The 20656-nt window shown below is 26.1% G+C and carries 22 protein-coding genes and 1 tRNA gene; 9 read left to right on the forward strand and 14 right to left on the reverse strand.

All coding sequences use genetic code 11. From position 1 onward, the window contains the following. Positions 1-91 precede the first annotated feature (91 nt). The 5 genes from AYC59_RS02850 to AYC59_RS02870 all read left to right on the forward strand — a co-directional run bounded on the left by AYC59_RS02850 (position 92) and on the right by AYC59_RS02870 (position 3232). On the forward strand, positions 92-721 hold the full coding sequence (locus tag AYC59_RS02850) for an MORN repeat-containing protein (protein WP_066895011.1): 630 nt from the start codon (positions 92-94) through the stop codon (positions 719-721). Positions 722-813: 92 nt separating this feature from the next. Further along, the gene (locus AYC59_RS02855) at positions 814-1026 is read left to right on the forward strand and encodes a hypothetical protein (RefSeq protein WP_066895013.1); all 213 of its coding nucleotides are present in this window, start codon (positions 814-816) and stop codon (positions 1024-1026) included. Positions 1027-1028: 2 nt separating this feature from the next. Beyond that, complete coding sequence (locus tag AYC59_RS02860; protein ID WP_066895014.1) at positions 1029-1631, forward strand: ribonuclease H family protein; 603 nt, start codon at positions 1029-1031, stop codon at positions 1629-1631. Positions 1632-1642: 11 nt separating this feature from the next. After that, entirely contained in the window at positions 1643-2899 is a 1257-nt protein-coding gene (gene rho / locus AYC59_RS02865; protein ID WP_066895016.1) for a transcription termination factor Rho, read from the forward strand. Positions 2900-2965: 66 nt separating this feature from the next. Next, positions 2966-3232, forward strand: a complete 267-nt coding sequence (locus AYC59_RS02870) for an HPr family phosphocarrier protein (RefSeq protein WP_245620618.1) — start codon at positions 2966-2968, stop codon at positions 3230-3232. A 59-nt stretch (positions 3233-3291) separates the two neighbouring features. On the opposite strand, the gene panF is transcribed toward AYC59_RS02870, so the two are convergent. The 9 genes from panF to AYC59_RS02915 all read right to left on the reverse strand — a co-directional run bounded on the left by panF (position 3292) and on the right by AYC59_RS02915 (position 12212). After that, positions 3292-4752 carry a sodium/pantothenate symporter gene (panF, locus tag AYC59_RS02875; RefSeq protein ID WP_066895020.1) on the reverse strand — a complete coding sequence of 487 codons (1461 nt, stop codon included), beginning with the start codon at positions 4750-4752 and terminating at the stop codon, positions 3292-3294. Continuing rightward, positions 4745-4999: a YhdT family protein gene (locus AYC59_RS02880; RefSeq protein ID WP_066895022.1), complete on the reverse strand. Its 255-nt coding sequence runs from the start codon at positions 4997-4999 to the stop codon at positions 4745-4747. Before AYC59_RS02880 ends, panF begins: the two co-directional genes overlap by 8 nt. After that, positions 4996-5628 carry a tRNA pseudouridine synthase A gene (locus tag AYC59_RS02885; RefSeq protein ID WP_066895024.1) on the reverse strand — a complete coding sequence of 211 codons (633 nt, stop codon included), beginning with the start codon at positions 5626-5628 and terminating at the stop codon, positions 4996-4998. Before AYC59_RS02885 ends, AYC59_RS02880 begins: the two co-directional genes overlap by 4 nt. Continuing rightward, entirely contained in the window at positions 5615-6817 is a 1203-nt protein-coding gene (locus tag AYC59_RS02890; RefSeq protein WP_066895025.1) for a pyridoxal phosphate-dependent aminotransferase, read from the reverse strand. Before AYC59_RS02890 ends, AYC59_RS02885 begins: the two co-directional genes overlap by 14 nt. Before the next feature lie 219 nt (positions 6818-7036). Further along, entirely contained in the window at positions 7037-7669 is a 633-nt protein-coding gene (locus AYC59_RS02895) for a YoaK family protein (RefSeq protein WP_066895027.1), read from the reverse strand. Continuing rightward, positions 7656-8099, reverse strand: a complete 444-nt coding sequence (locus AYC59_RS02900; RefSeq protein WP_066895029.1) for a nucleoside 2-deoxyribosyltransferase — start codon at positions 8097-8099, stop codon at positions 7656-7658. The genes AYC59_RS02895 and AYC59_RS02900 overlap by 14 nt, the downstream gene beginning before the upstream one ends. Before the next feature lie 70 nt (positions 8100-8169). Beyond that, positions 8170-8778, reverse strand: coding sequence for a DUF1361 domain-containing protein (locus tag AYC59_RS02905; RefSeq protein ID WP_066895031.1), 609 nt, complete (start codon positions 8776-8778; stop codon positions 8170-8172). Next, positions 8771-10498 (reverse strand): ABC transporter ATP-binding protein, encoded by a 1728-nt coding sequence (locus AYC59_RS02910; protein ID WP_066895033.1) that lies wholly within the window; start codon positions 10496-10498, stop codon positions 8771-8773. The genes AYC59_RS02905 and AYC59_RS02910 overlap by 8 nt, the downstream gene beginning before the upstream one ends. Further along, positions 10491-12212, reverse strand: a complete 1722-nt coding sequence (locus AYC59_RS02915; RefSeq protein WP_066895035.1) for an ABC transporter ATP-binding protein — start codon at positions 12210-12212, stop codon at positions 10491-10493. The genes AYC59_RS02910 and AYC59_RS02915 overlap by 8 nt, the downstream gene beginning before the upstream one ends. A gap of 95 nt (positions 12213-12307) precedes the next feature. Between AYC59_RS02915 and AYC59_RS02920 the strand changes: the two genes are divergently transcribed. Next, a tRNA-Lys gene (locus AYC59_RS02920) sits at positions 12308-12383 on the forward strand. A gap of 120 nt (positions 12384-12503) precedes the next feature. Here the strand turns inward: AYC59_RS02920 and AYC59_RS02925 are convergent. Beyond that, positions 12504-13574: a PTS sugar transporter subunit IIC gene (locus tag AYC59_RS02925; RefSeq protein ID WP_066895037.1), complete on the reverse strand. Its 1071-nt coding sequence runs from the start codon at positions 13572-13574 to the stop codon at positions 12504-12506. A 1-nt stretch (position 13575) separates the two neighbouring features. Further along, on the reverse strand, positions 13576-14511 hold the full coding sequence (locus AYC59_RS02930) for a 2-dehydropantoate 2-reductase (RefSeq protein WP_066895039.1): 936 nt from the start codon (positions 14509-14511) through the stop codon (positions 13576-13578). 487 nt (positions 14512-14998) lie between these two features. Here AYC59_RS02930 and AYC59_RS02935 point away from each other — a divergent pair, with 487 nt between their 5' ends. Genes AYC59_RS02935 through AYC59_RS02945 form a run of 3 tightly spaced genes read left to right on the forward strand, consistent with a single transcriptional unit; the run spans position 14999 to position 17607 of the window. Next, positions 14999-16027: a LacI family DNA-binding transcriptional regulator gene (locus AYC59_RS02935; RefSeq protein WP_066895041.1), complete on the forward strand. Its 1029-nt coding sequence runs from the start codon at positions 14999-15001 to the stop codon at positions 16025-16027. Continuing rightward, the gene (locus AYC59_RS02940; protein ID WP_066895043.1) at positions 16024-16962 is read left to right on the forward strand and encodes a sugar kinase; all 939 of its coding nucleotides are present in this window, start codon (positions 16024-16026) and stop codon (positions 16960-16962) included. The genes AYC59_RS02935 and AYC59_RS02940 overlap by 4 nt, the downstream gene beginning before the upstream one ends. A 12-nt stretch (positions 16963-16974) precedes the next feature. Beyond that, the gene (locus AYC59_RS02945; RefSeq protein ID WP_066895045.1) at positions 16975-17607 is read left to right on the forward strand and encodes a bifunctional 2-keto-4-hydroxyglutarate aldolase/2-keto-3-deoxy-6-phosphogluconate aldolase; all 633 of its coding nucleotides are present in this window, start codon (positions 16975-16977) and stop codon (positions 17605-17607) included. A gap of 122 nt (positions 17608-17729) precedes the next feature. Here AYC59_RS02945 and AYC59_RS02950 read toward each other — a convergent pair whose 3' ends face one another. The 3 genes from AYC59_RS02950 to AYC59_RS02960 form a co-directional block, all read right to left on the reverse strand. Continuing rightward, positions 17730-18191 carry a methylated-DNA--[protein]-cysteine S-methyltransferase gene (locus tag AYC59_RS02950; RefSeq protein WP_066895047.1) on the reverse strand — a complete coding sequence of 154 codons (462 nt, stop codon included), beginning with the start codon at positions 18189-18191 and terminating at the stop codon, positions 17730-17732. 1 nt (position 18192) lies between these two features. Then, a complete protein-coding gene (locus AYC59_RS02955; protein ID WP_066895049.1) occupies positions 18193-19992 on the reverse strand; it encodes a glycoside hydrolase family 3 protein in 1800 nt (599 codons plus the stop codon). A 113-nt stretch (positions 19993-20105) separates the two neighbouring features. After that, positions 20106-20654, reverse strand: coding sequence for a ComEA family DNA-binding protein (locus tag AYC59_RS02960; protein WP_066895051.1), 549 nt, complete (start codon positions 20652-20654; stop codon positions 20106-20108). Positions 20655-20656: the final 2 nt, after the last annotated feature.

Below are 20656 nucleotides of genomic sequence, written 5' to 3' on the forward strand. Positions count from 1 at the left end.
GAATTGCAACAGCCTCTTTTTATATACAGTTAGGTCTAAGTATATTTTTATGATATAATAATAGAAATTATAAAATTTGAGGAGAACAAAATTGAAAAAAATAAATTTAATTACTCTTTTCCTTATATCTCTATTTAGTTTTTCTTTAGACATTAAAGTAAATGAAGAAGTTGAAACTATAGAAGGGAAAAAACACGGTAATTTTATTATATACATAGATAAAATAGGGAAAGAAATTGGAACATATATTAATGGTAGAAAACAAGGTGATGCACTATTTCTTTGGGATGATGGAAATCGTGAGGAAAGTACTTATGTAGATAATAAAAAAGAAGGAAAAGCTATTTTATACATACCATCAGGATCACGTGAAGAAAGTATATATAAAGATGGGCAGCGTAATGGTGCTTACACTTTTTACTCTATAAAAGGATATACTGAAACCGGAACTTATGAAAAAGATTTAAAAAAAGGTCCTGCTACAATATATAATCTAAATGGTGATAAAGAAGAACTAAATTATATTAATGATAATAAAGAAGGAAAATATACTATTTACTTCACAAATGGTAATAAGGAAGAAGGAACATATATTAATAATATTAAAAATGGAAAATTTACTATGTATTATAGTGATGGTTCTTATGAAGAAGATACATATATAAATGGTATAAAACAAAATAAACCAACAAAATATAATCTGAATAATAATGTGGAATAAATGACTCTCGAAGTCATTTATTTTCTTTACTTTAGACTATTTTTTTGGTATAATTTTATTAGCTAAAAAGAAAGGAAAGTTATAGATAATTTATGAAAAAAATAGTAAAATTAGACGATTTAAAAGATATAAAACAAGTCAAGCAACTTTCTTCTATACTTTTAGGATTACCTGAGATAGATAATATTGAATATGATTTAGATTTATCAACTTTAATTATTTTCTTAAACTCTAATCTAGCAGATGAAATTATTAAATACTATATTAAACTTACAAACTTAAATATATTATCAATAAGTGAATAATTATGTTTTACGCATATTTTTTAGAAGAAGAACAAATTTCAGATATAGTTGATAGTTGGGCTAAATGCCAACAATTAACTAAAGGTAAAAATGCTAGATTTAAAAAATTTGAAAATATAGAAGATGCACAAGCATGGTTAAATTCTGGTGCTTTATACACTCCGCGTGTAAAAGATACTTCTACATTAATAAAAGATGCAATATATTTTGATTCAGGAACTGGAAGAAAGGGTATTGCCGAGGTAAAGGTATGTGATGTTTTTGGTGATTCTCTTCTCCCTTTCATAATGTCTGATAGTAAAATAAATTCTTATGGTAATTATTATTTAAGTAAAGATAGAACTAATAATTTTGGTGAATTAACAGGTCTATTTATAGCACTTAAATATGCTTTAAAATACAATATTAAAACTATTTGTGGAGACTCAAAAATAGTGATAGAATATTGGTCAAACGGAAGATATAGTGAGGATAAATTAGACAAAGATACCATAGAACTTATTAAAAAAGTCAGTGAACTTAGAAAAGAATTCGAAAAAAAAGATGGAGAAATCTTACATATATCTGGAGATATAAATCCTGCAGATATAGGATTTCATAAGTAGAAAGGTGTATTATGCAAGAAGAAATAATAGAATTATCTGAACTTATAAACTATAATCTTACAACACTTAGAAAATTAGCAAAAGAATTGAAAATAGCTAATTATTCTACTTTACCTAAAATGGATTTACTTAATTTACTTTGTTTTACTTTAGCATCTAAACAAGGACTAATTTATTCTTATGGAGAATTAGACATAATAAATGAAACATTTGGTTTTTTAAGAAATACTCCTCAAGGAAAAGATGTTTATGTTTCAAATTCTCAAATTAAAAAGTTTGCCTTAAGACAAGGAGATATAATAGTTGGAGAAGTTAGAGAACCTGTTAAAGATGAAACTAATTATGGATTATTAAAATTAGTTTATGTAAATGGAGAAACAAGTGAAACAAGTAGAAATCGTCCTATGTTTGATGAATTAATACCTTCTTATCCTATAGAAAGATTAAAACTTGGTAATGGAACTACATCATCTAGAATTATAGATTTGATCTCCCCTATTGGAAAAGGACAAAGAGGATTAATAGTAGCACCTCCTAAAGCTGGTAAAACTACTATACTATCATCACTTGCAAATGATATTTTAAAATACAATGATGACGTACAAGTTTGGATAATACTTATAGATGAAAGACCAGAAGAAGTTACAGATATTAAAGAAAATGTAAAAAATGCTGAAATATTTGCTGCTACATTTGATGAAAATACACATATTCATATAAACTTAACAGAAAAAGTATTAGTTGCAGCTAAAAGAGAAATAGAAAAAGGGAAAAATATAGTTATACTAATGGATAGTCTTACAAGACTTGCAAGATCATATAATATAGAAATGCCTTCAAGTGGTAAAATACTTTCAGGTGGTATAGATCCAAAATCTCTATATATGCCTAAAAGATTCCTTGGTGCTGCAAGAAAAATTAAAAACGGTGGTAGTTTAACTATACTTTCAACTGCATTAATAGAAACAGGAAGTAGAATGGATGAAGTAATATTTGAAGAATTCAAAGGTACTGGTAATATGGAGCTTGTACTTGATAGAGCTCTTCAACAATTAAGATTATTCCCTGCTGTAGATATAAACAAAAGTGGAACAAGACGTGAAGAATTACTTTATTCAAAAAAAGAATTTGAAGATGTATTAAAATTAAGAAAATTTTTACTAAAACTTAATGAAGCTGAAGCTCTTAAGTTTTTAATTGACCTTATAAAAAAATACCCAAATAATGAAGAATTATTAGAAAATATAGATTTTGAAATTCAAGAATAAATGTTGACAAAGTTTAAAATCTAGTGTAATATTATTATATATGTAAATATATTCTAGGAGGAAATTATGGCAAAAGTAGTTACAATTATTAACGAAACTGGAATACATACTAGACCAGGTTCAGTTATAGTTAAAAAAGCTAAAGAATTTAAAGAAGATGGAACACAAATCATGTTATCATATAATGGTAAAGAAGCAAAAGCTGATTCATTAGTAAAGATTTTATCTCTAGGAATTAAAAAAGATGCTGAAGTTACAGTTACTGCAACAGGTCCAAGTGCTGAAAAAGCTGAAGAAGAAATGGGTAACTTACTTGCAACTTTAGTAGATTAATATAAAAGGTAGTAATTACATTATTGTAAAACTACCTTTTTTATTATTTATATTTTCTATTATTCAAAAAATATATCTAATTTATCATTTTCTTCTTGTTTAGTAAAAATTGACACTATAACATATATAATTATAGCAACACTTAAAGATGGAACTATATTATGTAATCCCCATAAAGATATCTTAAATTGAGTCATAGTAATCAATGTTATAAATCCTAAAACAACAGAAACTATAGCCCCTTTTGCATTACCTTTTCTCCAATAAAGTCCTAATACTATAGGTACAAAAAATAGTACTTCTTGTCCTGAAAATGCAAATAAATTAATCCAAACTATTAAATCTGATTGATTTAAAGATAAAATAAATGTTAATACCCCTATTATGAAAGAAACTCCTAGTGATATTCTTTTTAAGTTCTTTTCTGTTTCTTTAGGATTAATATAATTTATATATATATCCTTAACTATAGATGATGATATCAATATTAAAACTGAATCTACAGTAGACATAATAGCTGCAAGAGGACCACCTATAAATATTCCTGCAAGTATAGGATTTAAATTCTTAAGTGCAAGTGTTGGTATAAGTTTATCACTTACATCAATATTAGGTTCAAAAGCACGTCCCATAAATCCTACAAGGTGCATTCCTATAAGTAAAAATCCTACAACAAATGTACCTATTATCATAGCTTTATGTAAAGCCTTACTATCTTTAAATCCCATAGCCCTAACTGTAGTTGAAGGTACTCCTAAAACTCCTATACCAACTAATATCCAAAACGACATTATAAAGGGTTTAGAAATAGCACCCCCTGAATTAGGTGTAAGTAAATTAGGATCTATACTTTTTACCGCTTGAGTAATATTAGACATACCCCCAAACTTATATATCATCATACCAAATAATACCAATGTTGCAAGCATCATAATTAATCCTTGAACTGCATCATTTACTGAAGCTGCTTTAAATCCACCAAAACTAGTATAAAATATTACAGAAAAAGCAAATATAGCTAAAGCTATTTTATAATCTATTCCTATAACACTTTCTATAAGTCTTGCACCACCTACAAATTGACCTACTACTGATACAATTAAAAATACAACCATAAGTAAAGATAAAAGTAAAACTAAAAAATCATTTTTATATCTCGCTCTTATTATATCCATAACTGTTACAGCATTTAATTTTCTAGAAATAATAGCTATTTTCTTTCCTAACACTCCTAGTGTAAGAAATATTAATGGTGTTTGTATACATGCAAGTAAAACCCAAGAAAGTCCTTTTTGATATGCAACTGATGGACCACTAATAAATGAAGATGCTGATATATATGTTGCAACTATAGTCATTGCCAATACAAAACCACCCATAGTTCTACTTCCTAAATAATATTCCTCTATAAACCCTTTATTTTTACTATCTTTATTAACGTAATAGGCTACATAAAAAGTTATAACTAAATAAATTATTAAAGGTATTATAATTTCTAATTTATCAAATATACTATTCATCACATATATCTCCTGTATCTAAATCAATGTTTTTGAAAAATACTTTAGTAATAATAATAACTAAAATATTAAATAATATAAATCCAACTATGCAAGAATAAAAAAACCAATCAGGTAATCCTAATATATATTTATATTCTTCAACATTTTTAGGCGGATAAATATATGCAAAATAATACCACCATAAAAAATACATAAAATACAGTATAATACTTATCAAAGCCTCTTTATTAATCTGTTTCTTCATATTTCTCCTTTCAAAACAATATTATCTAAAATTAAAAATTTTGGATTCATCGGTTTCTTTTCTCCTTTAAGTATATAGCCACTCATAATTCTAACCTGTTGTGGCATAAAGGAATTTCCATCAAAGTAAAGTTTACCATCAATATAGCTAACATTAACATCCCTTATATGATTTTTTAATTTAAGTCCTTTATGATTAGTAAACTCTGAAAAATCACGATTACCTGAAATTTCTAAGCATCTTTTTTCTATCTCTTCATCACTTAAAGTAATAAATTTTTTAGGATAATAATAAATATATACTCTTCTTTCAACTAAATCAGGTAATACTAAATTTATAGGTACTTCTTTAATAGATTTAATTTTAAGACCTTCTATACTCTCATTGAATAAAAGAATATCAGTATTAAATTTATTAGCTACAAAATATATATAATTAGAATTTGCTGATACCTTGGCATCCGTTCTACCAGCTTGTTGAAGCCCTTTATATATCCATACACCTAATTCTTGTAAATATTTCTTTAAAACTCCTTTAACTGTTTTTTTATTTGGAATTTCATCAAATGCATCAAAATATTTACCTTTATATGATATTTCTAAAAGGTATCCCACCTTATTTCTTTTCATTATATTCCCTAATAGCAATTTCTAATAATTTCATTCCTTCTTCTATATCTCTTAATTGATTTCCACAGAAAGAAAATCTAACTTCATTTTGCCCTAATTGTCTATGTTCTTTAGCATAAAACCCATTCCCTGGTGCAAACATTATAGTTTTACCTTCATATCTAAAGTCTGTTAATAACCATTTTGCAAAAGTATCTGTATCATCTACAGGAAGAGAAGCAAAAATATAGAAAGCTGCATCTGGCTTATTTGCTATTACTCCAGGTATAGCTTGAAGTTTTTCAAACATTAAATCTCTTCTTTTCTTATACTCTTTTTTAACATAATCTATATGTACATCTATTCCTCTTACAAGAGATGCACTAGCAAATTGTTCTATCGTAGAAACTGAAAGTCTAGCTTGACTTAGTTTTAACATTTGTGACATTAACTCTTGATTTCTTGAAGCAACAACACCTATTCTTGCTCCACATGCACTATAGTGTTTTGAAATACTATCTATCATAATTACTCTATCTGAAAGATCTTCAAAAGCTAAGAATGATTTAAAGTTTGCACTATCATATATAAACTGTCTATAAACCTCATCAGATATTATAAAAATATCATGTTCTCTTGCAAGTCTTTTAATATCTTCCATTTCTCTTTCATCTAAAACAACTCCTGTTGGATTAGATGGATTTGAAAATAGGATAGCTTTAGTCCTAGGAGTTATTAATTTTTTCATTTCTTCATAAGATGGTAATCTATAACCCTCCTCAATTTTAGTAACTATTGGAACTAAATTTGCTGAAGCTATCCTTAAAAATGAATCATAATTTGAATAATATGGTTCAGGAACTAAAACTTCATCTCCTGGATTACATATAGTATTCATAACAAATTGAAGTGCCTCGCTTCCTCCATTTGTTATTATTATATCTCTTTTTTCTAAATTTAAGTTATATCTACCATAATAGTCAACAAATGCATTTAAAAGATCTTCTAATCCTTGTGAATTTGCATATTTAACTATTTTTTCTTGATATTTAGTAATTCCATTAAAGAATGAATCAGGTGTTTTAACATCTGGTTGTCCTATATGAAATTCTATAATTCTAACACCATTTTTCTTTGCCTCATCTGCAAAAGGTACAAATTTTCTAACTGGTGAATATTGCATATTTAATACTCTATCTGCTAATTTCATTTTTCTCCCTTTTCATATTTCAGTAAGATGATTATAGTTTACATTATTTATACTATTATTGCAATAGTACAAAATATCTAAATCAATTATAAAATAAATAAAATTTTAATTTTCATATTTATTATATCACTTTTAATAAAGAATATAAACTAAATAAAAAACATATATCTCTAAAATTTTATACTACTTTTACCATTTTATTGATATATGTTTATACAATTAATTTTTAATCTTCCTATTTATAATCCATGTAACCACTATTAATATCAAAGCACAGAAATATATTGCAAAATTATTAAATAAACTTATTAATATATCTCCTAAAATTACTCCTGTTACAAATCCGGTTATTACAAATGAATATATCCTTATATCGTGATGTCTTTTATTAATAATAGATTCTATAAGTAATCTCGTATTACCAGTACACATAGTTGACATATATGCTTTACCATATACTCTCCTAAATGCTTGAACTTGCATCCCTGATACAAGTGATATAAGGGCTGCAACTAATCTATCTGATGCTATATAGGGTATGATTATAAAAACAATTATTTCAAATAATATTATTATATTTCTCCAATATTTCATATCTAATTTTTCAGCTTTTAACTTTAAAATTTCAGATATACTTACTCCTGTTATAAAACACGATATAGGTAGTAAATATTTAAGAACCTCCTCAAAAGATAAATTTTTTGCATGATATACCATAAGAACTATATTACCTGTTATAGCTGTTGCAAAAACTCCACCTTTAAGTTTATATGAAAATATTTCTAATATACCTCCTATAATTGTTAATAAGAAGGCAACTCTTCTAAGTTCAGTAACATTATCTGTCTTCATACTTTTTTAACTCTTCAACAGCTTCTGCAAAAGAATGTACTAAAACACCATATTTTAATATAGCTCCTAATACATAGTGATTCATAGCATAGCTAGGTATATCATATTTATTTGCTGATTTTAATCTAATATCTGAGTTAACTGCTATAATTTTTTTATTATTTGCTACTGCAATACCTAATTCAACCATAACCCCTGGGTCTTCATTAGTCATATCAAGTAATACAACATCTGCTGCAAGTACTGCATTTGTATCACCATCAAATATATCTATAGGTGTAGGTAATGTTTGCTTATTCTCATTAAACGGTTGTTCAATAGGATTAAATAAATCTATACCTTTTACATTTTCTCTTAAAATTTGTCCTTCTTTTAATCTTTGAGCAACTTCTGCTTCATTAAATAAACTTCCTGCTAAATATACTTTCATTTAATCATTCCCTTCTTTTTTATCATTAGCTTTAACTATTTTACAATATTTATTATTTTTTTTCAATAAATTAACACTCTTCTTCTATAAGCAATACTATAAATTGAATCAGAGCAAAAAACAGCATATATTTAATATTTTCTACCTTCATATGAGATAATACTGTCATTGTTATCTGTATAGGATTTTGGAATAAATACCATGAATTTAATCTTCCAAATCTACCAACAAATACTGCAAGTCCACTAATTAAACTTAAAACTGCATATATGGTATATTTATTTTTCTTATTTTTCTTATTTTTAACATAATTATGTACAGTATAATAACTAAGTTTAACTGCAACTAATACAGCAATAAATATAAGTGATAGTCTAATCCAATTATTAAAATTCATAATATATGTTACGGTATCTGTTTTTTTATAAAATCTCATAACAGATATGTGTATCAAATCTGTAAATATGTATATTGAATTAGGCCAAAATATTAACACTATAAACATATTTATATACTCTAATATCTTATACTTTAATTTACCAAAACCAAAACTTAGGAAAAAGGGTATATATGCTATAAATACATTCCATATCAAAAAATAATATTTAGGATAAAATATAACAACTAATAAAAAATAAATTAAGGTAATCATTGTGTATTTCTTAAATATTTTATTCATTATTCATATCCCTTTCTAACATTTTTTTATAAACCCCATTAAGAGCCACAAGTTCTTCATGGTTACCACTTTCAACTATATTTCCTTTATCTAAAACTATAATCTTATCAGCATTTCTTATAGTTGATAATCTATGAGCTATAATTAAAGTTGTTCTTCCTTCTTTTAACGCTTCTATCCCACGTTGTATAATTTTTTCTGTCTGACTATCAATATTAGCTGTTGCCTCATCAAGAATTAATATTTTAGGATCTTTAGCTAGGGCTCTTGCAAATGATATTAATTGTTTTTCTCCTGTTGAGAAATTATCACCATTTACTGTAACTTCAGCATCTAATCCACGCTCAGATAATATATGATCAGCTCCAACTATTTCTAATGCTTTTTTTGTTTTTTCTCTATCTTCTGATATATTTGTAAGTAATGTACCTTCAAATAAAAATGAATCTTGCATAACAATAGAAATATTAGATCTTAAATATTCATTATCTAATTCTTTTAAATTTTCTCCACTTACATATATATTACCAGTTTGATTTTCATAAAATTTAATAAGTAAATTCATTATAGTTGACTTACCACTTCCGGTATGACCTACAAAAGCTATTGTTTGATTTTTACCAACTTCAAAACTTATACCTTTTAATACCTGTTCTTTATCGTTATATGAAAACCCTACGTTTTCAAATTTTATAACCCCTTCAAAATTATCAAGTATTCTAGTCCCTGTATTTTTTTCTATTTCAAGATCTAAAATTTCAGATAAATTCATAGCTGATACCTTTGCCTTATTATACTGAGAAATTTGGGAAGTAAGCTGCATAATTTCACCTAATATACTTGAAACATAAAATAAAAACATTACAACTTCGGCTGATTTTATTAAATTTAAGTTATAATAAAGTGAGTAAACATAATAAAGTATTATCGTTATTTTAATTATTAATTCTATAAACTCAAATAACTTAAACATCAAAAATGAATTTACAAGTTCTGATTTATTAGCACTTTTTAAACGATTTCCTGACATTTCTTTCCAGTTATTATACACATCTTCTTCTTTATTAAATACTTTAATAATTTCTAAATTCTGAAATGTTTCATTAGTATTTCCTTGTAATTTAGAATCTACCTTTCTATATATACCATAATACTTAACTGAAAGTTTAGTATATATTTTTTGAATTACATATATTAAAGGTATATATAATAAGATAAATATAGCTAGTTTAACATTGATAAATAATAATATACCGTATATTATAACTATCTTTAAAACTACTATTATCATAAGAACAAAAGTTGATTCAAAAAACTTACGTATAGCATTAACATCACTAACTAACCTTGAAAGTACAGAACCTGCAGGTATATTATCAAAATATTTTATAGGTAATTTCTGTATATGATCATAGACTTCTTCTTGTAATTTTTTATACATTATCTGAGATGTCTTACTAAAATAATATCTTCTAGCATAGTCTTTTATAACATCTATTAATCTTAATATTAAGTATATAGTACCTAATATCATAATATACTTAAATAATTCATCTTTATGATTTGTTAAAAATTCTAAATCAAACAATTTAGAAATTATTTTAACCCCAAGTATTTCTGTAACTATACCTATTATGATAGCTAAAATCCCTATAATATACTCTTTTTTAGTATATTTAAGGTATCTTGCAAATCTAAGTAATTTATTATTCTCAAACATTTTCAAGACCCTCTTTTCTCATTTGATAATCATATAGTTCTTTGTACCAACTTGAAGTTTCTAAAAGTTCATTATGCGTACCAATATTTTCTATTTTCCCACCATTAAGTATAACTATTTTATCAGCATTAATAACACTAGAAATTCTATGAGAAACAATAATATTTGTCTTACCCTTTCTATACTTATTCATATTAGCTATAATATTTTTTTCAGTATTTGTATCTAATGCTGAAAGGGAATCATCAAATATAGTTATTTCTTTATCTTCTATTACAGCCCTTGCTATACCTAATCTTTGTTTTTGTCCCCCTGATAAAGAAACTCCATTTTCACCAACCATAGTTTCTAAACCTTTTTCAAATTTTTCTACATCCTTTGCTAAATCAGAAAATTCTAAACTATATTCTAATTTATCTTCTAAATTTCTTCCAAACAATATATTTTCTCTAATAGTTTTTGAAAATATAAAATATTCTTGTGAAGCATAAGAAAAATTATCTCTTAAACTTTTAATACTATACTCTCTAATATCTTTACCGTCTATATATATTCCAGAATCAGTATCATAAAGTCTTAGTAATTGTTTTATTAAAGTAGTTTTACCACTACCTGTTTTACCCATTATACCAACCATTTCCCCTTTAGTTATAACCAAATTAATATCATGTAAAACACTAGTTCCATTAGGATATGTAAAACTATATCCTTTAAATTCTATCTTATCTGAAAATTTTAAAATTTCTCCATTTGCTTTTTCTACCATTACATCTGGTTCTTCTAATATATGATTAATTCTTGTTGTCCCAAGTTTTAATTCATTTAACATTAAAATTAAAAATGATAAAGTTGAATAAGGCCAAGGCATTAAAGCCATAACTAAAGATACTCCAATAAGAGATCCAAATGTTGCAAGCCCTTGAGAATATAGATAAAAACCATATATTATTAATACTAAATAAGAAGCTGAAACTGCCATAATACTTGTAGTTTCCCAAACTGATGTAACATAGTTATATACAAAAGAGCTTTTAGAATATTTATCTAAATCTTTTACATATTGTTTTCTTAACCCACCATACATATTGTATGCTCTATTTATTCTTATTCCTCTAATATTTTCTAAAATATTTTCTGATATTAAATCAAACTTAGACATCATATCTTTATATAACTTTTCAAATCTATGTTTATTTATTATTGAATGGAAAACCTGAATTAAATAAGGTAAATTTATTAATAATGCAAATGTAAATCCTATTTTACTTGTAACAAATATGAAAACTATTAAATTTTGAACTATTCCCATACCTATACAGTGATATCCAAAACCAAAAAAAGGTGCAACATAACTATATATATCATTTGTTATTCTACCCATTATCTCACCTATACTAAATTTTTCATAAAATACAGGTGTTTGTTTAAGAACCTTTTTTATCATCATTTCTTCTACATCATTACACACTATATGATATCCTATAAATACAACATATTCTGCAAAGGCAGAAAATAAATATAGAAATAATGCTGAAAGCACCATAAAACATATTTTAATCATTAGTTCTCTATAACTCAAAGTTCCACTATTTATACCATCTAAAATTGATCCAAAAAAGTCAAAAGGTAAAACTGCAAAAAGACCTTGAAAAATGAAAAGAATAATAACTAACAAAAGTCTCCATTTATCCTTAAAAAATATCTTTCTCAACATAAAATTATCCTCCTCTTAAAACATTATATCAGTTTTATTTTTATATTTCTACTTGATTTTTTATAGAATTTGAGCTATACTATTAAAGTAAATGTGAGCCAGTAGCTCAGTTGGCAGAGCAACGGACTCTTAATCCGTGTGTCCAGGGTTCGACCCCCTGCTGGCTCACCATTTTTTAGAAGCAAGTGCTTCTTTTTTTATTATAAAATAAAAAGACTCTATATAAATAATATAGAAAAGCAGGATAAACACTAAGTTTTCCTGCTTTTATTATATATCTTTTATTTCTAATTAGTTATTAAATAAGTAGATATCTGAAGAATATATTTTCAATACTTTAGTATAAAGTATATGTGAAAGTATTGCTACTCCAAATGGTATTAATACATATCCTATAAGAATGTATACTAATCCAGTTGCACTTGAAATACCCATATTTGTATATTCAGCCATAGCTTTTATTGGTCCTACAAGTCCTACAAATCCAAACCCAGCACTTACGCTATCTCCCATGATGTTTAAGAATCTTACACCTAAACCACTAAAGAAAGCTGTAGTTAAAACTGGTAATAACATTATTGGATTTTTAACAAGATTAGGCATCATCATTTTCATACCACCAAGACCAACTGCAAGAGTAACTCCTGCTTTATTTACTTTAAATGAACCTACAACTAAAACTGCTGCTGTTGCTGAAACTCCTATGTTTGCAGCCCCACTGGCAAGTCCCATTAATCCTATTGCAATACCTATAGCAACTGTTGATATAGGTGAAATTATTAATACTGCAAATGACATAGCTATTAATACACACATTATAATTGGTTGTAATGTAGTAAATGAGTTAATTCCTCCTCCTATTGCTTGAGAAATTAATTTAACATAAGGTAGCATTAATAATCCTAAGAACCCAACTCCTGCACCAACTATTATTGGTTGTAAAACTATAGTTAATGAACCTAATTTTTCACCTAATAATTGAGTAACATAAACTGCAATAGCACAAACAAGCATTACGTTAATTAAGTCTCCTAGACCTATTGCATAAAACACTTTACCATCAACTGGTGCTTGAGCAACTAAAGCTCCTGAACCTATCCAAGCTGCAGCTGATATAATAGCTGATTTCATTGGATTAAATTTAAATTGTAAACCTACTAAGAATCCTATCATTGGAGCTATAATCCATTGAATATTCGCACACACTGCTGCAAGTGTTAAAAATATTGGATGATAATTTGCTCCTAAATATTTAAATAATCCCCCTAATACTGCATTTGGTATTAAAGCAACAACTATACCTACAGCTGTTCCATTTAAAACTCTCATAGTAAAATCTTTTGCACTTATTCTTTCTGACATATTATCCTCCTATTAAAACTTTCTCTTTACCATGTACTAAAATAGTTATTAAATCACAGAATTTAGTATTTATACCATATTCTTTACCTTTTCTTGAAACATATCCATTTAGATAATCTATTTCTGTTTTTCTTCTATTTTGAATTAAATCTTGATGCATAGAAGGATAATGTTTTACTCCAGCAAATTCTTCTGTTGTAAACCAACAAACAAGATTTGTCATTTCTTCAACATTTAATGTAACACCTTCTACTTTAGCAACTGCTGCAAATTCTTCAACTATAGTTCCTAAAAGTTCTCTAATATTAGGAGTTTGACCTAATTGTAACATATTACATTCAAGTAATGTACAACAACAGTTCATAGTTCCATTAATACATGCTTTTCTCCAAATAGAGAATAATATATCATTAGAATACTCACAAGGTAATCCAGAATTATTTATAGCTTCAACTACTTCAAGGGCTTTTTCTTTACCTTTTTCGTCTATATTTTGTATTTCAGTTTTACCATAGTTACTTACTGCAAATACTCCAGGTCCTTTCATACCTGCTGTAAGAACTGTTACTCCCATTAAAATATTTTCTTTTGGAACAAATTCTTTTAATGTGTCTATATGTCCCAAACCATTTAAAAGACATAATACTGCTGTTTTTTCAGATATTAGATGTTTAACATCATTTAACATATCTTTTAATTGCATTGATTTTGTAAATACAATTAATAAATCTGCCTCTCCATTATATTCACTAGGCTTATATGCTTTTGATGTTAAAGTTTCTTCAACACCTAAGTTTATAAACTTAATACCATTTTGATTTATAGCATCTACATTTTCTTGCCATAGATCTAAAAATACTACATCATGTCCAGATTTTTTTAGCATAGAACCATAAGTAGCTCCCATTGCTCCTGAACCTGCAATTACAACTTTCATAATTCCTCCTATAAAGTTATTTTTTTCTTCAATTATAATTATACATATTTTTGTTGTAAATTTCAATAATTTTTAACTATTTTTTTTGTTTAATAATTCATAAAATATTATTTTTACATTTTTAAATATATACAAAATATTTAAAATTAGGTGTTTTAACTATTTGATAGTGCATATTTTCACATAATATGCGTTTTTTTAAATATGTATATAGTAAATTTTTAATAATATTTGTAGATTATAACACATAGTAATAGGCTTATTTTTTATTAAACTGAAATACATAATATATAGTATTTATTTGAATTAGAGCCTTATTTGTAGTATACTTAAAAAAAAGAAGATGTAAATCGTTATAAAATATAGACTGAATTTGTCAAAAGAGAATCAACTAAATAAATTAAGTATTGACAAAAATTAAAACCGAGATATACTAATATTGAAAAGTTTAGAAATCGATTTCTAAAAAATATTGAAAGGATTAATAATGAAGCTAACTATAACAGAAGTTGCTAGACATGCAGGTGTTTCAAAAACAACAGTTTCAAGATATTTAAATGGTAAATATGAATTTATGTCAAAAGAAACAAGAAAAAAAATAGCTAAATCCATAAAAAAATTAGAGTATATTCCAAATGGAATGGCAAGAAGTTTGAAAAATAAGCAAAGTAAAATTATAGGTTGTACTATAGCTGATATAGGAAATCAGTTTTCTAGTTATATCTTTAAAGGTATTTCAGATATATGCAAAAAAAATGGATATAGAGTTTTGGTTACAGAAATAAGTAATAATGAAGAAGATGAAATAAAAGCTATAGATTCTTTAATATCATATAATATAGATGGTTTAATAATAAATACTACAGGAAGTAATGATGATTATTTAATAAAACTAAATAATGAGAAAAACATACCTATAGTACTTGCTGATAGAAGTATAGATCAAAACTATATTATCGATACCGTTACAATAGATAATTACGGTGCCACTTATTCAACACTTAAACATCTATATGAAAACAAATATGATAAGATAGCTTTTTTTACCTATGAATTAAGTAATAACACAAGAAAGACAAGACATCAAGCATATATAGATGCTTCTACTAAATTATTTAATCAAAAAGATGGTTACACATATATTTATGAAAATAAAGATATGGATAGTTTAAAAAACAAGATTATAGATTTTTTAGAAGACGGTGAAAAAACTAGAAAAGCCATATTCTGTATGAATGGTCAAATACTACTTGAAGTATTACAGACATTTAAAATACTAGGTTATGATAATGAAAGAGATGATATAGGATTATGTAGTTTTGATGATTGGGGTTGGGCAGAACTAATAAATAAAGAAGGTATCACCACTATAAGTAAAAAATCTTATGAATGTGGTGTAAAATGTGCTGAACTTATCATGTCTAGACTTGAAAATATGAATAAACAGATAGAATATATAGAACTTCCTACTAAATTAATAGTTAGAGGTTCTACAAAAAATAGGAGTGTAAAATGAAGAAAATATTATTAGTTGGAGAGGCAATGATGTTATTAACAGCTGAAGGTTATGACTCTCTTGAGAAAACTAAAAGCTATATTTGTAGTGTATCTGGTGCTGAACTTAATGTTTGCGTTGGATTAACAAGATTGGGTTTTAAATGTGAGTATATGACTATACTTGGAAATGATCCTTTTGGAAAGCAGTTATTAAATTTCTTTGAAAAGGAAAAAATAGGTACAAAATATTTAAGTATTGACAAAGTGAATAAAACAGGTATACAGTTAAAAGCAAGAGTATTAGATGGTGATCCTGATATACATTATTTCAGAAAAAATTCAGCAGCAAGTAAAATAACTAAAGAATATATAGATAAGATTGATTTTAATGAATTTGATTTAATACATATAACTGGTATACCTTTAGGTATATCTGAAAGTTTCAGACAAACTATTTATTATCTTATAAAAAAAGCTAAAGAAAACAATAAATATATAACATTTGATCCAAATTTAAGATTACAAATGTGGGATAGTATTGATGAAATGAAAGCACTGGTAAACTATGTTTCAAGTAATGCTAATTTAATCTTACCTGGTATAAATGAAGCTAAATTACTTTTAAATTTAGAAAATATAGATGATATTGCAAAAAAATATCTTGAAATGGGTATAGAAAAAATAATAATTAAAGATGGTGCTAAAGGTTCTCACTATTACGATAAAGAAAAACATTTATTTGTTCCTAGTTTTAAAGTTGAACATATAGTTGATACTGTAGGTGCTGGTGATGGATTTGCTGTAGGTATAATATCATCAATACTTGATAACTTAAGCGAAGAAGAAATGTTAACTAGAGCTAATGCTATAGGTGCTATTCAAATTCAACACCAAAGTGATAATGAAGGACTACCAACAAGAAAAAAATTAGAAACTTTTATTTTAAATAATTAGAAAGAAGGAAAAATGAAAGAATTAATTTTAAAAAAAATAGAAAATGATAAGCTAGTTGCTGTAATTAGAGGGAAAGATGATATTGATGCTTATGAAATATCTAAAAAAGTTATAGAAGGTGGAATAAAAATAATAGAACTTACTTTTTCAACTCCATATGTTGAAAATACTATAGAAAAACTTTCTAAAGAAAATATTAAAGATGTTTTAGTAGGTGCTGGAACTGTACTTGATGATATTACTGCAAGAATAGCTATACTTAAAGGAGCAAAATTTATAGTTTCTCCTCACTTAGATACAGATATAGCTAAAGTATGTAATAGATATCAAATACCATATTTACCAGGATGTGCAACTGTAACAGAAATTGTTAAAGCATTAGAATCGGGTGTTGATTTAATAAAACTATTCCCTGGAGACTTACTTGGACCAACATATATAAAAAATGTAAAAGGTCCTTTAAAATATGCTAAAATGATGCCTTCTGGTGGTGTAAGTATAGATAATATGGATAAATGGCTTGAAAATGGTGCCTTTGCCTTAGGTATAGGAAGTGCATTAACTAAATATGTAGCAACTAAAGGATATGAAGGTGTACGTGAAGAAGCTGAAAAATTTGTAAATAAATTTAATTCAATTAAGTAATATATATTTCAATTAGAAGAAGCCCAAATTCGGACTTCTTCTTTTTTATATCTTGCTATAAAAAAACATATACCTAAACTTTCTAGTAATTTAATATCCAGTTTTTGGTATATGTTTTTATTCTATCTATTTTCTTCTTCTAACCTAAGTAAATATTTTTTAATATCCACACCATATTTATATCCACCTATATAACCATCTTTCTGTTTAACTCTATGGCAAGGTATGATTATTGGTATAGGATTTTTATTATTTGCATTTGAAACTGCTCTTGCATATTTTTTTTCTTTATACATAACAGCTTCATCATAATATGAAATCACATCTCCATATGGAATCTTTTTTAAAACTTCCCATACTTCTAATTGAAATTCACTCCCTTCTAGTTCTAAAGGTACATCAAATTCTTTTCTTTTACCTTTAAAATATTCCATCAATTCTTTTTTACATTTTTTAGTAATTTCATTTTCCTTAAATTCTTTTGGAATTTCTTCTACATTTAATTCTATAGAACATATGGCTTTATCATTTCCTTTAATAACTATATTACCTATAAAATCATGCTTTATATATGATATATACATACTATTTTTCCATTCTAAACTGTATTTCTTCTGTTAATTTACCATCTTTAATATATGGTAGGTCTACAGGTAATTTACCTTTAGCTTTTTCTTTAGTTAAAATCAATTCTAATGCAGCTGGTATATTAGGACCAAATGCCTTATTTCCTCCATCAAGTTCTGTAGGATCCATACCTTTAAATCCATAAGATATTGCTACTATATCATAATTTAAATGAGCAACTACATCATAAGGTTTATTTATACTTACATATATTTTTTGTGCACCTTGAACTTGTGATATAACATTAGGAACTTTTGTTCTATACACTTCTGGGTTTAATGAAGATTCATTTGCCATCATACCATAAACAAATATTGTATCATATTTATTTTCTGCTATTAATTTAAGTACATCTACATCAGTCTTATCGTTATATTTTAAAATACTATAACTAAAGAAAGGAACTTTTCCTTCTGAGAACAATCTATTTATTGCAAATCTTGTAACAGCTTCTTGATTATCATCCCCTACAATAAATAAAGCCTTATTAATATTTTTTAATCCACTATCTTTTATAACAGTTATTGCATCTTTAGAAACTTGTCTTTCAAGATTTCTATTTTCTTTAGATCCTATAACATTTAATGCATTTTGAAGTTTTACATTAACATCAGTATTATCTTTAACTATTCCTCTATCTTGTTTTAACTTATTAATTCTTGCTATTGACTCATTAACTCTATCAATACTTATTTCACCTTTTTTAACTGCTTCTACTAATTTATCTATTGATTCATCTAATGCTTTAACATCTTTTAATGAATGAAGTCCTATAGGCATTAATAAGATATCTACACCTGCATTAATAGATAATTTCATAGCTTCAGTAGGCCCTAAATTATCAGATATAGCTTTCATTCCTAAAGCATCTGTTATTACCACGCCATTGAATCCTAATTTATTTCTTAAGATTCCAGTTATAATATCATCTGATAATGTTGCTGGATATAATATTTTTTCTCCATTTTGAGCAACAAAATAGTCTTTTTCTATTTGTGGTAATTGAACATGTGCTGTCATTATCATATCAAGACCATTATTAATAGCTTCTTTAAATGGAACAAGTTCTGTATTATATAATGTATTGTAATCTTTATCCACTGATGCCATACCTAAATGAGTATCTATAGCTGTATCTCCATGTCCTGGGAAATGTTTCCCAACAGCTATTATTCCTTGATCTTGCATACCTTTTATCATAGGAATAGAAAGTTCTGATACAAGTTTAGGGTTAGATGAAAATGATCTTAATCCTATTACTGGGTTTTTAGCATTATTATTAACATCTATAACTGGTGCTAAGTTTGTATTAATACCTAAACTTTTTAATTCTTTAGCAATTAATGCACCTACCTTGTTTGAATAATCTTTACTTCTTGTTGCTCCTATTGCCATATTACCAGGGAAATTAGTTCCTGTCCCAAGTCTTGTAACTATTCCACCTTCTTGATCTATAGAAATTAACATAGGTATTTTAGAAGCTTTTTGTAATTCATCTACAAGTCTAACAGTTTGATCTGTAGTTTTAACATTTTGTGCAAAAAGAATAACTCCATTAAAATTATGATTAGAAATAACTTCTTTAACTTCTTCATTCATTTTATCAAAGTCTTTTCTTTCAGTTTGACCTTCCATAGTCCAATATCTAAAATCGGGCATAATTAAATATTCAATCTTATCCCTTATTTCTTTATCATTAGCAAGTGATAAAAATGGTAAGAAAATAAAGAAAAGTAATATTTTAAATACTTTTTTCATAACATCATTCCTCCTTAATATTCTAATATATTGTACCTCTCTTTTGAAAATAGTCAATATTTATTTTCAATATTAAAATTAGTTTCTGAAAACAGAAACTAACTTAGTCTTATCTAATATACTATATATTTCTCAAGTATTACCTTATTTACTTTTCCTTTTAAATCTATATCAGAAGTAATAGACCCCTTACTTTTTAATTCAATAATATATTTTATTTCCTTACTATTAAATCCTAAAAGCTGTAATTCATTTTTACTTAAATCATTTATATTTCTTTTTATGTATTGACCTTCCTCAGAAGAAATTGTAAAGTTTTCTTTTAATTTTGATTTATCAGAAACACTTATTCCTTTAATATAGTCTATATTATCTATAAATCCAACAAATTCTCTATAAGCTATAACTGAACTTGCTTTTTTATTATCAAGTATCTTTGCAATTTCTTTAATATCAGCATTATTTATATCTAATTTATTGTTTTCTCCTTCTGTCTTAAAAACTATATTTTCATTAATTTCCACAAAAGACTTTTCATTAATATCATTATTACTGTAATTTAAATAGTTAGTAAATTTACTTAAAACTAGTAATAATAAAGCAACAACTATAACATTTAGAAACTTAAAATTTACACTTCTACCTTTCTTTTTCCTTACCATAA

Source organism: Pseudostreptobacillus hongkongensis (assembly GCF_001559795.1).
Classification (GTDB): Bacteria; Fusobacteriota; Fusobacteriia; order Fusobacteriales; family Leptotrichiaceae; genus Pseudostreptobacillus; species Pseudostreptobacillus hongkongensis.

Excerpts from the sequence above, each read along its gene's own strand:
- AYC59_RS02855 (WP_066895013.1), top strand. The coding sequence starts at position 814 with ATGAAAAAAATAGTAAAATTAGACGATTTAAAAGATATAAAACAAGTC.
- AYC59_RS02890 (WP_066895025.1), bottom strand. The coding sequence starts at position 6,817 with ATGAAATTAGCAGATAGAGTATTAAATATGCAATATTCACCAGTTAGA.
- AYC59_RS02930 (WP_066895039.1), bottom strand. The coding sequence starts at position 14,511 with ATGAAAGTTGTAATTGCAGGTTCAGGAGCAATGGGAGCTACTTATGGT.
- panF (WP_066895020.1), bottom strand. The coding sequence starts at position 4,752 with ATGAATAGTATATTTGATAAATTAGAAATTATAATACCTTTAATAATT.
- AYC59_RS02940 (WP_066895043.1), top strand. The coding sequence starts at position 16,024 with ATGAAGAAAATATTATTAGTTGGAGAGGCAATGATGTTATTAACAGCT.
- AYC59_RS02935 (WP_066895041.1), top strand. The coding sequence starts at position 14,999 with ATGAAGCTAACTATAACAGAAGTTGCTAGACATGCAGGTGTTTCAAAA.
- AYC59_RS02945 (WP_066895045.1), top strand. The coding sequence starts at position 16,975 with ATGAAAGAATTAATTTTAAAAAAAATAGAAAATGATAAGCTAGTTGCT.
- AYC59_RS02870 (WP_245620618.1), top strand. The coding sequence starts at position 2,966 with ATGGCAAAAGTAGTTACAATTATTAACGAAACTGGAATACATACTAGA.
- AYC59_RS02885 (WP_066895024.1), bottom strand. The coding sequence starts at position 5,628 with ATGAAAAGAAATAAGGTGGGATACCTTTTAGAAATATCATATAAAGGT.
- AYC59_RS02915 (WP_066895035.1), bottom strand. The coding sequence starts at position 12,212 with ATGTTGAGAAAGATATTTTTTAAGGATAAATGGAGACTTTTGTTAGTT.
- AYC59_RS02955 (WP_066895049.1), bottom strand. The coding sequence starts at position 19,992 with ATGAAAAAAGTATTTAAAATATTACTTTTCTTTATTTTCTTACCATTT.
- AYC59_RS02895 (WP_066895027.1), bottom strand. The coding sequence starts at position 7,669 with ATGAAGACAGATAATGTTACTGAACTTAGAAGAGTTGCCTTCTTATTA.
- AYC59_RS02910 (WP_066895033.1), bottom strand. The coding sequence starts at position 10,498 with ATGTTTGAGAATAATAAATTACTTAGATTTGCAAGATACCTTAAATAT.
- AYC59_RS02860 (WP_066895014.1), top strand. The coding sequence starts at position 1,029 with ATGTTTTACGCATATTTTTTAGAAGAAGAACAAATTTCAGATATAGTT.
- AYC59_RS02905 (WP_066895031.1), bottom strand. The coding sequence starts at position 8,778 with ATGAATAAAATATTTAAGAAATACACAATGATTACCTTAATTTATTTT.
- AYC59_RS02925 (WP_066895037.1), bottom strand. The coding sequence starts at position 13,574 with ATGTCAGAAAGAATAAGTGCAAAAGATTTTACTATGAGAGTTTTAAAT.
- AYC59_RS02960 (WP_066895051.1), bottom strand. The coding sequence starts at position 20,654 with ATGGTAAGGAAAAAGAAAGGTAGAAGTGTAAATTTTAAGTTTCTAAAT.
- AYC59_RS02950 (WP_066895047.1), bottom strand. The coding sequence starts at position 18,191 with ATGTATATATCATATATAAAGCATGATTTTATAGGTAATATAGTTATT.
- AYC59_RS02880 (WP_066895022.1), bottom strand. The coding sequence starts at position 4,999 with ATGAAGAAACAGATTAATAAAGAGGCTTTGATAAGTATTATACTGTAT.
- rho (WP_066895016.1), top strand. The coding sequence starts at position 1,643 with ATGCAAGAAGAAATAATAGAATTATCTGAACTTATAAACTATAATCTT.
- AYC59_RS02900 (WP_066895029.1), bottom strand. The coding sequence starts at position 8,099 with ATGAAAGTATATTTAGCAGGAAGTTTATTTAATGAAGCAGAAGTTGCT.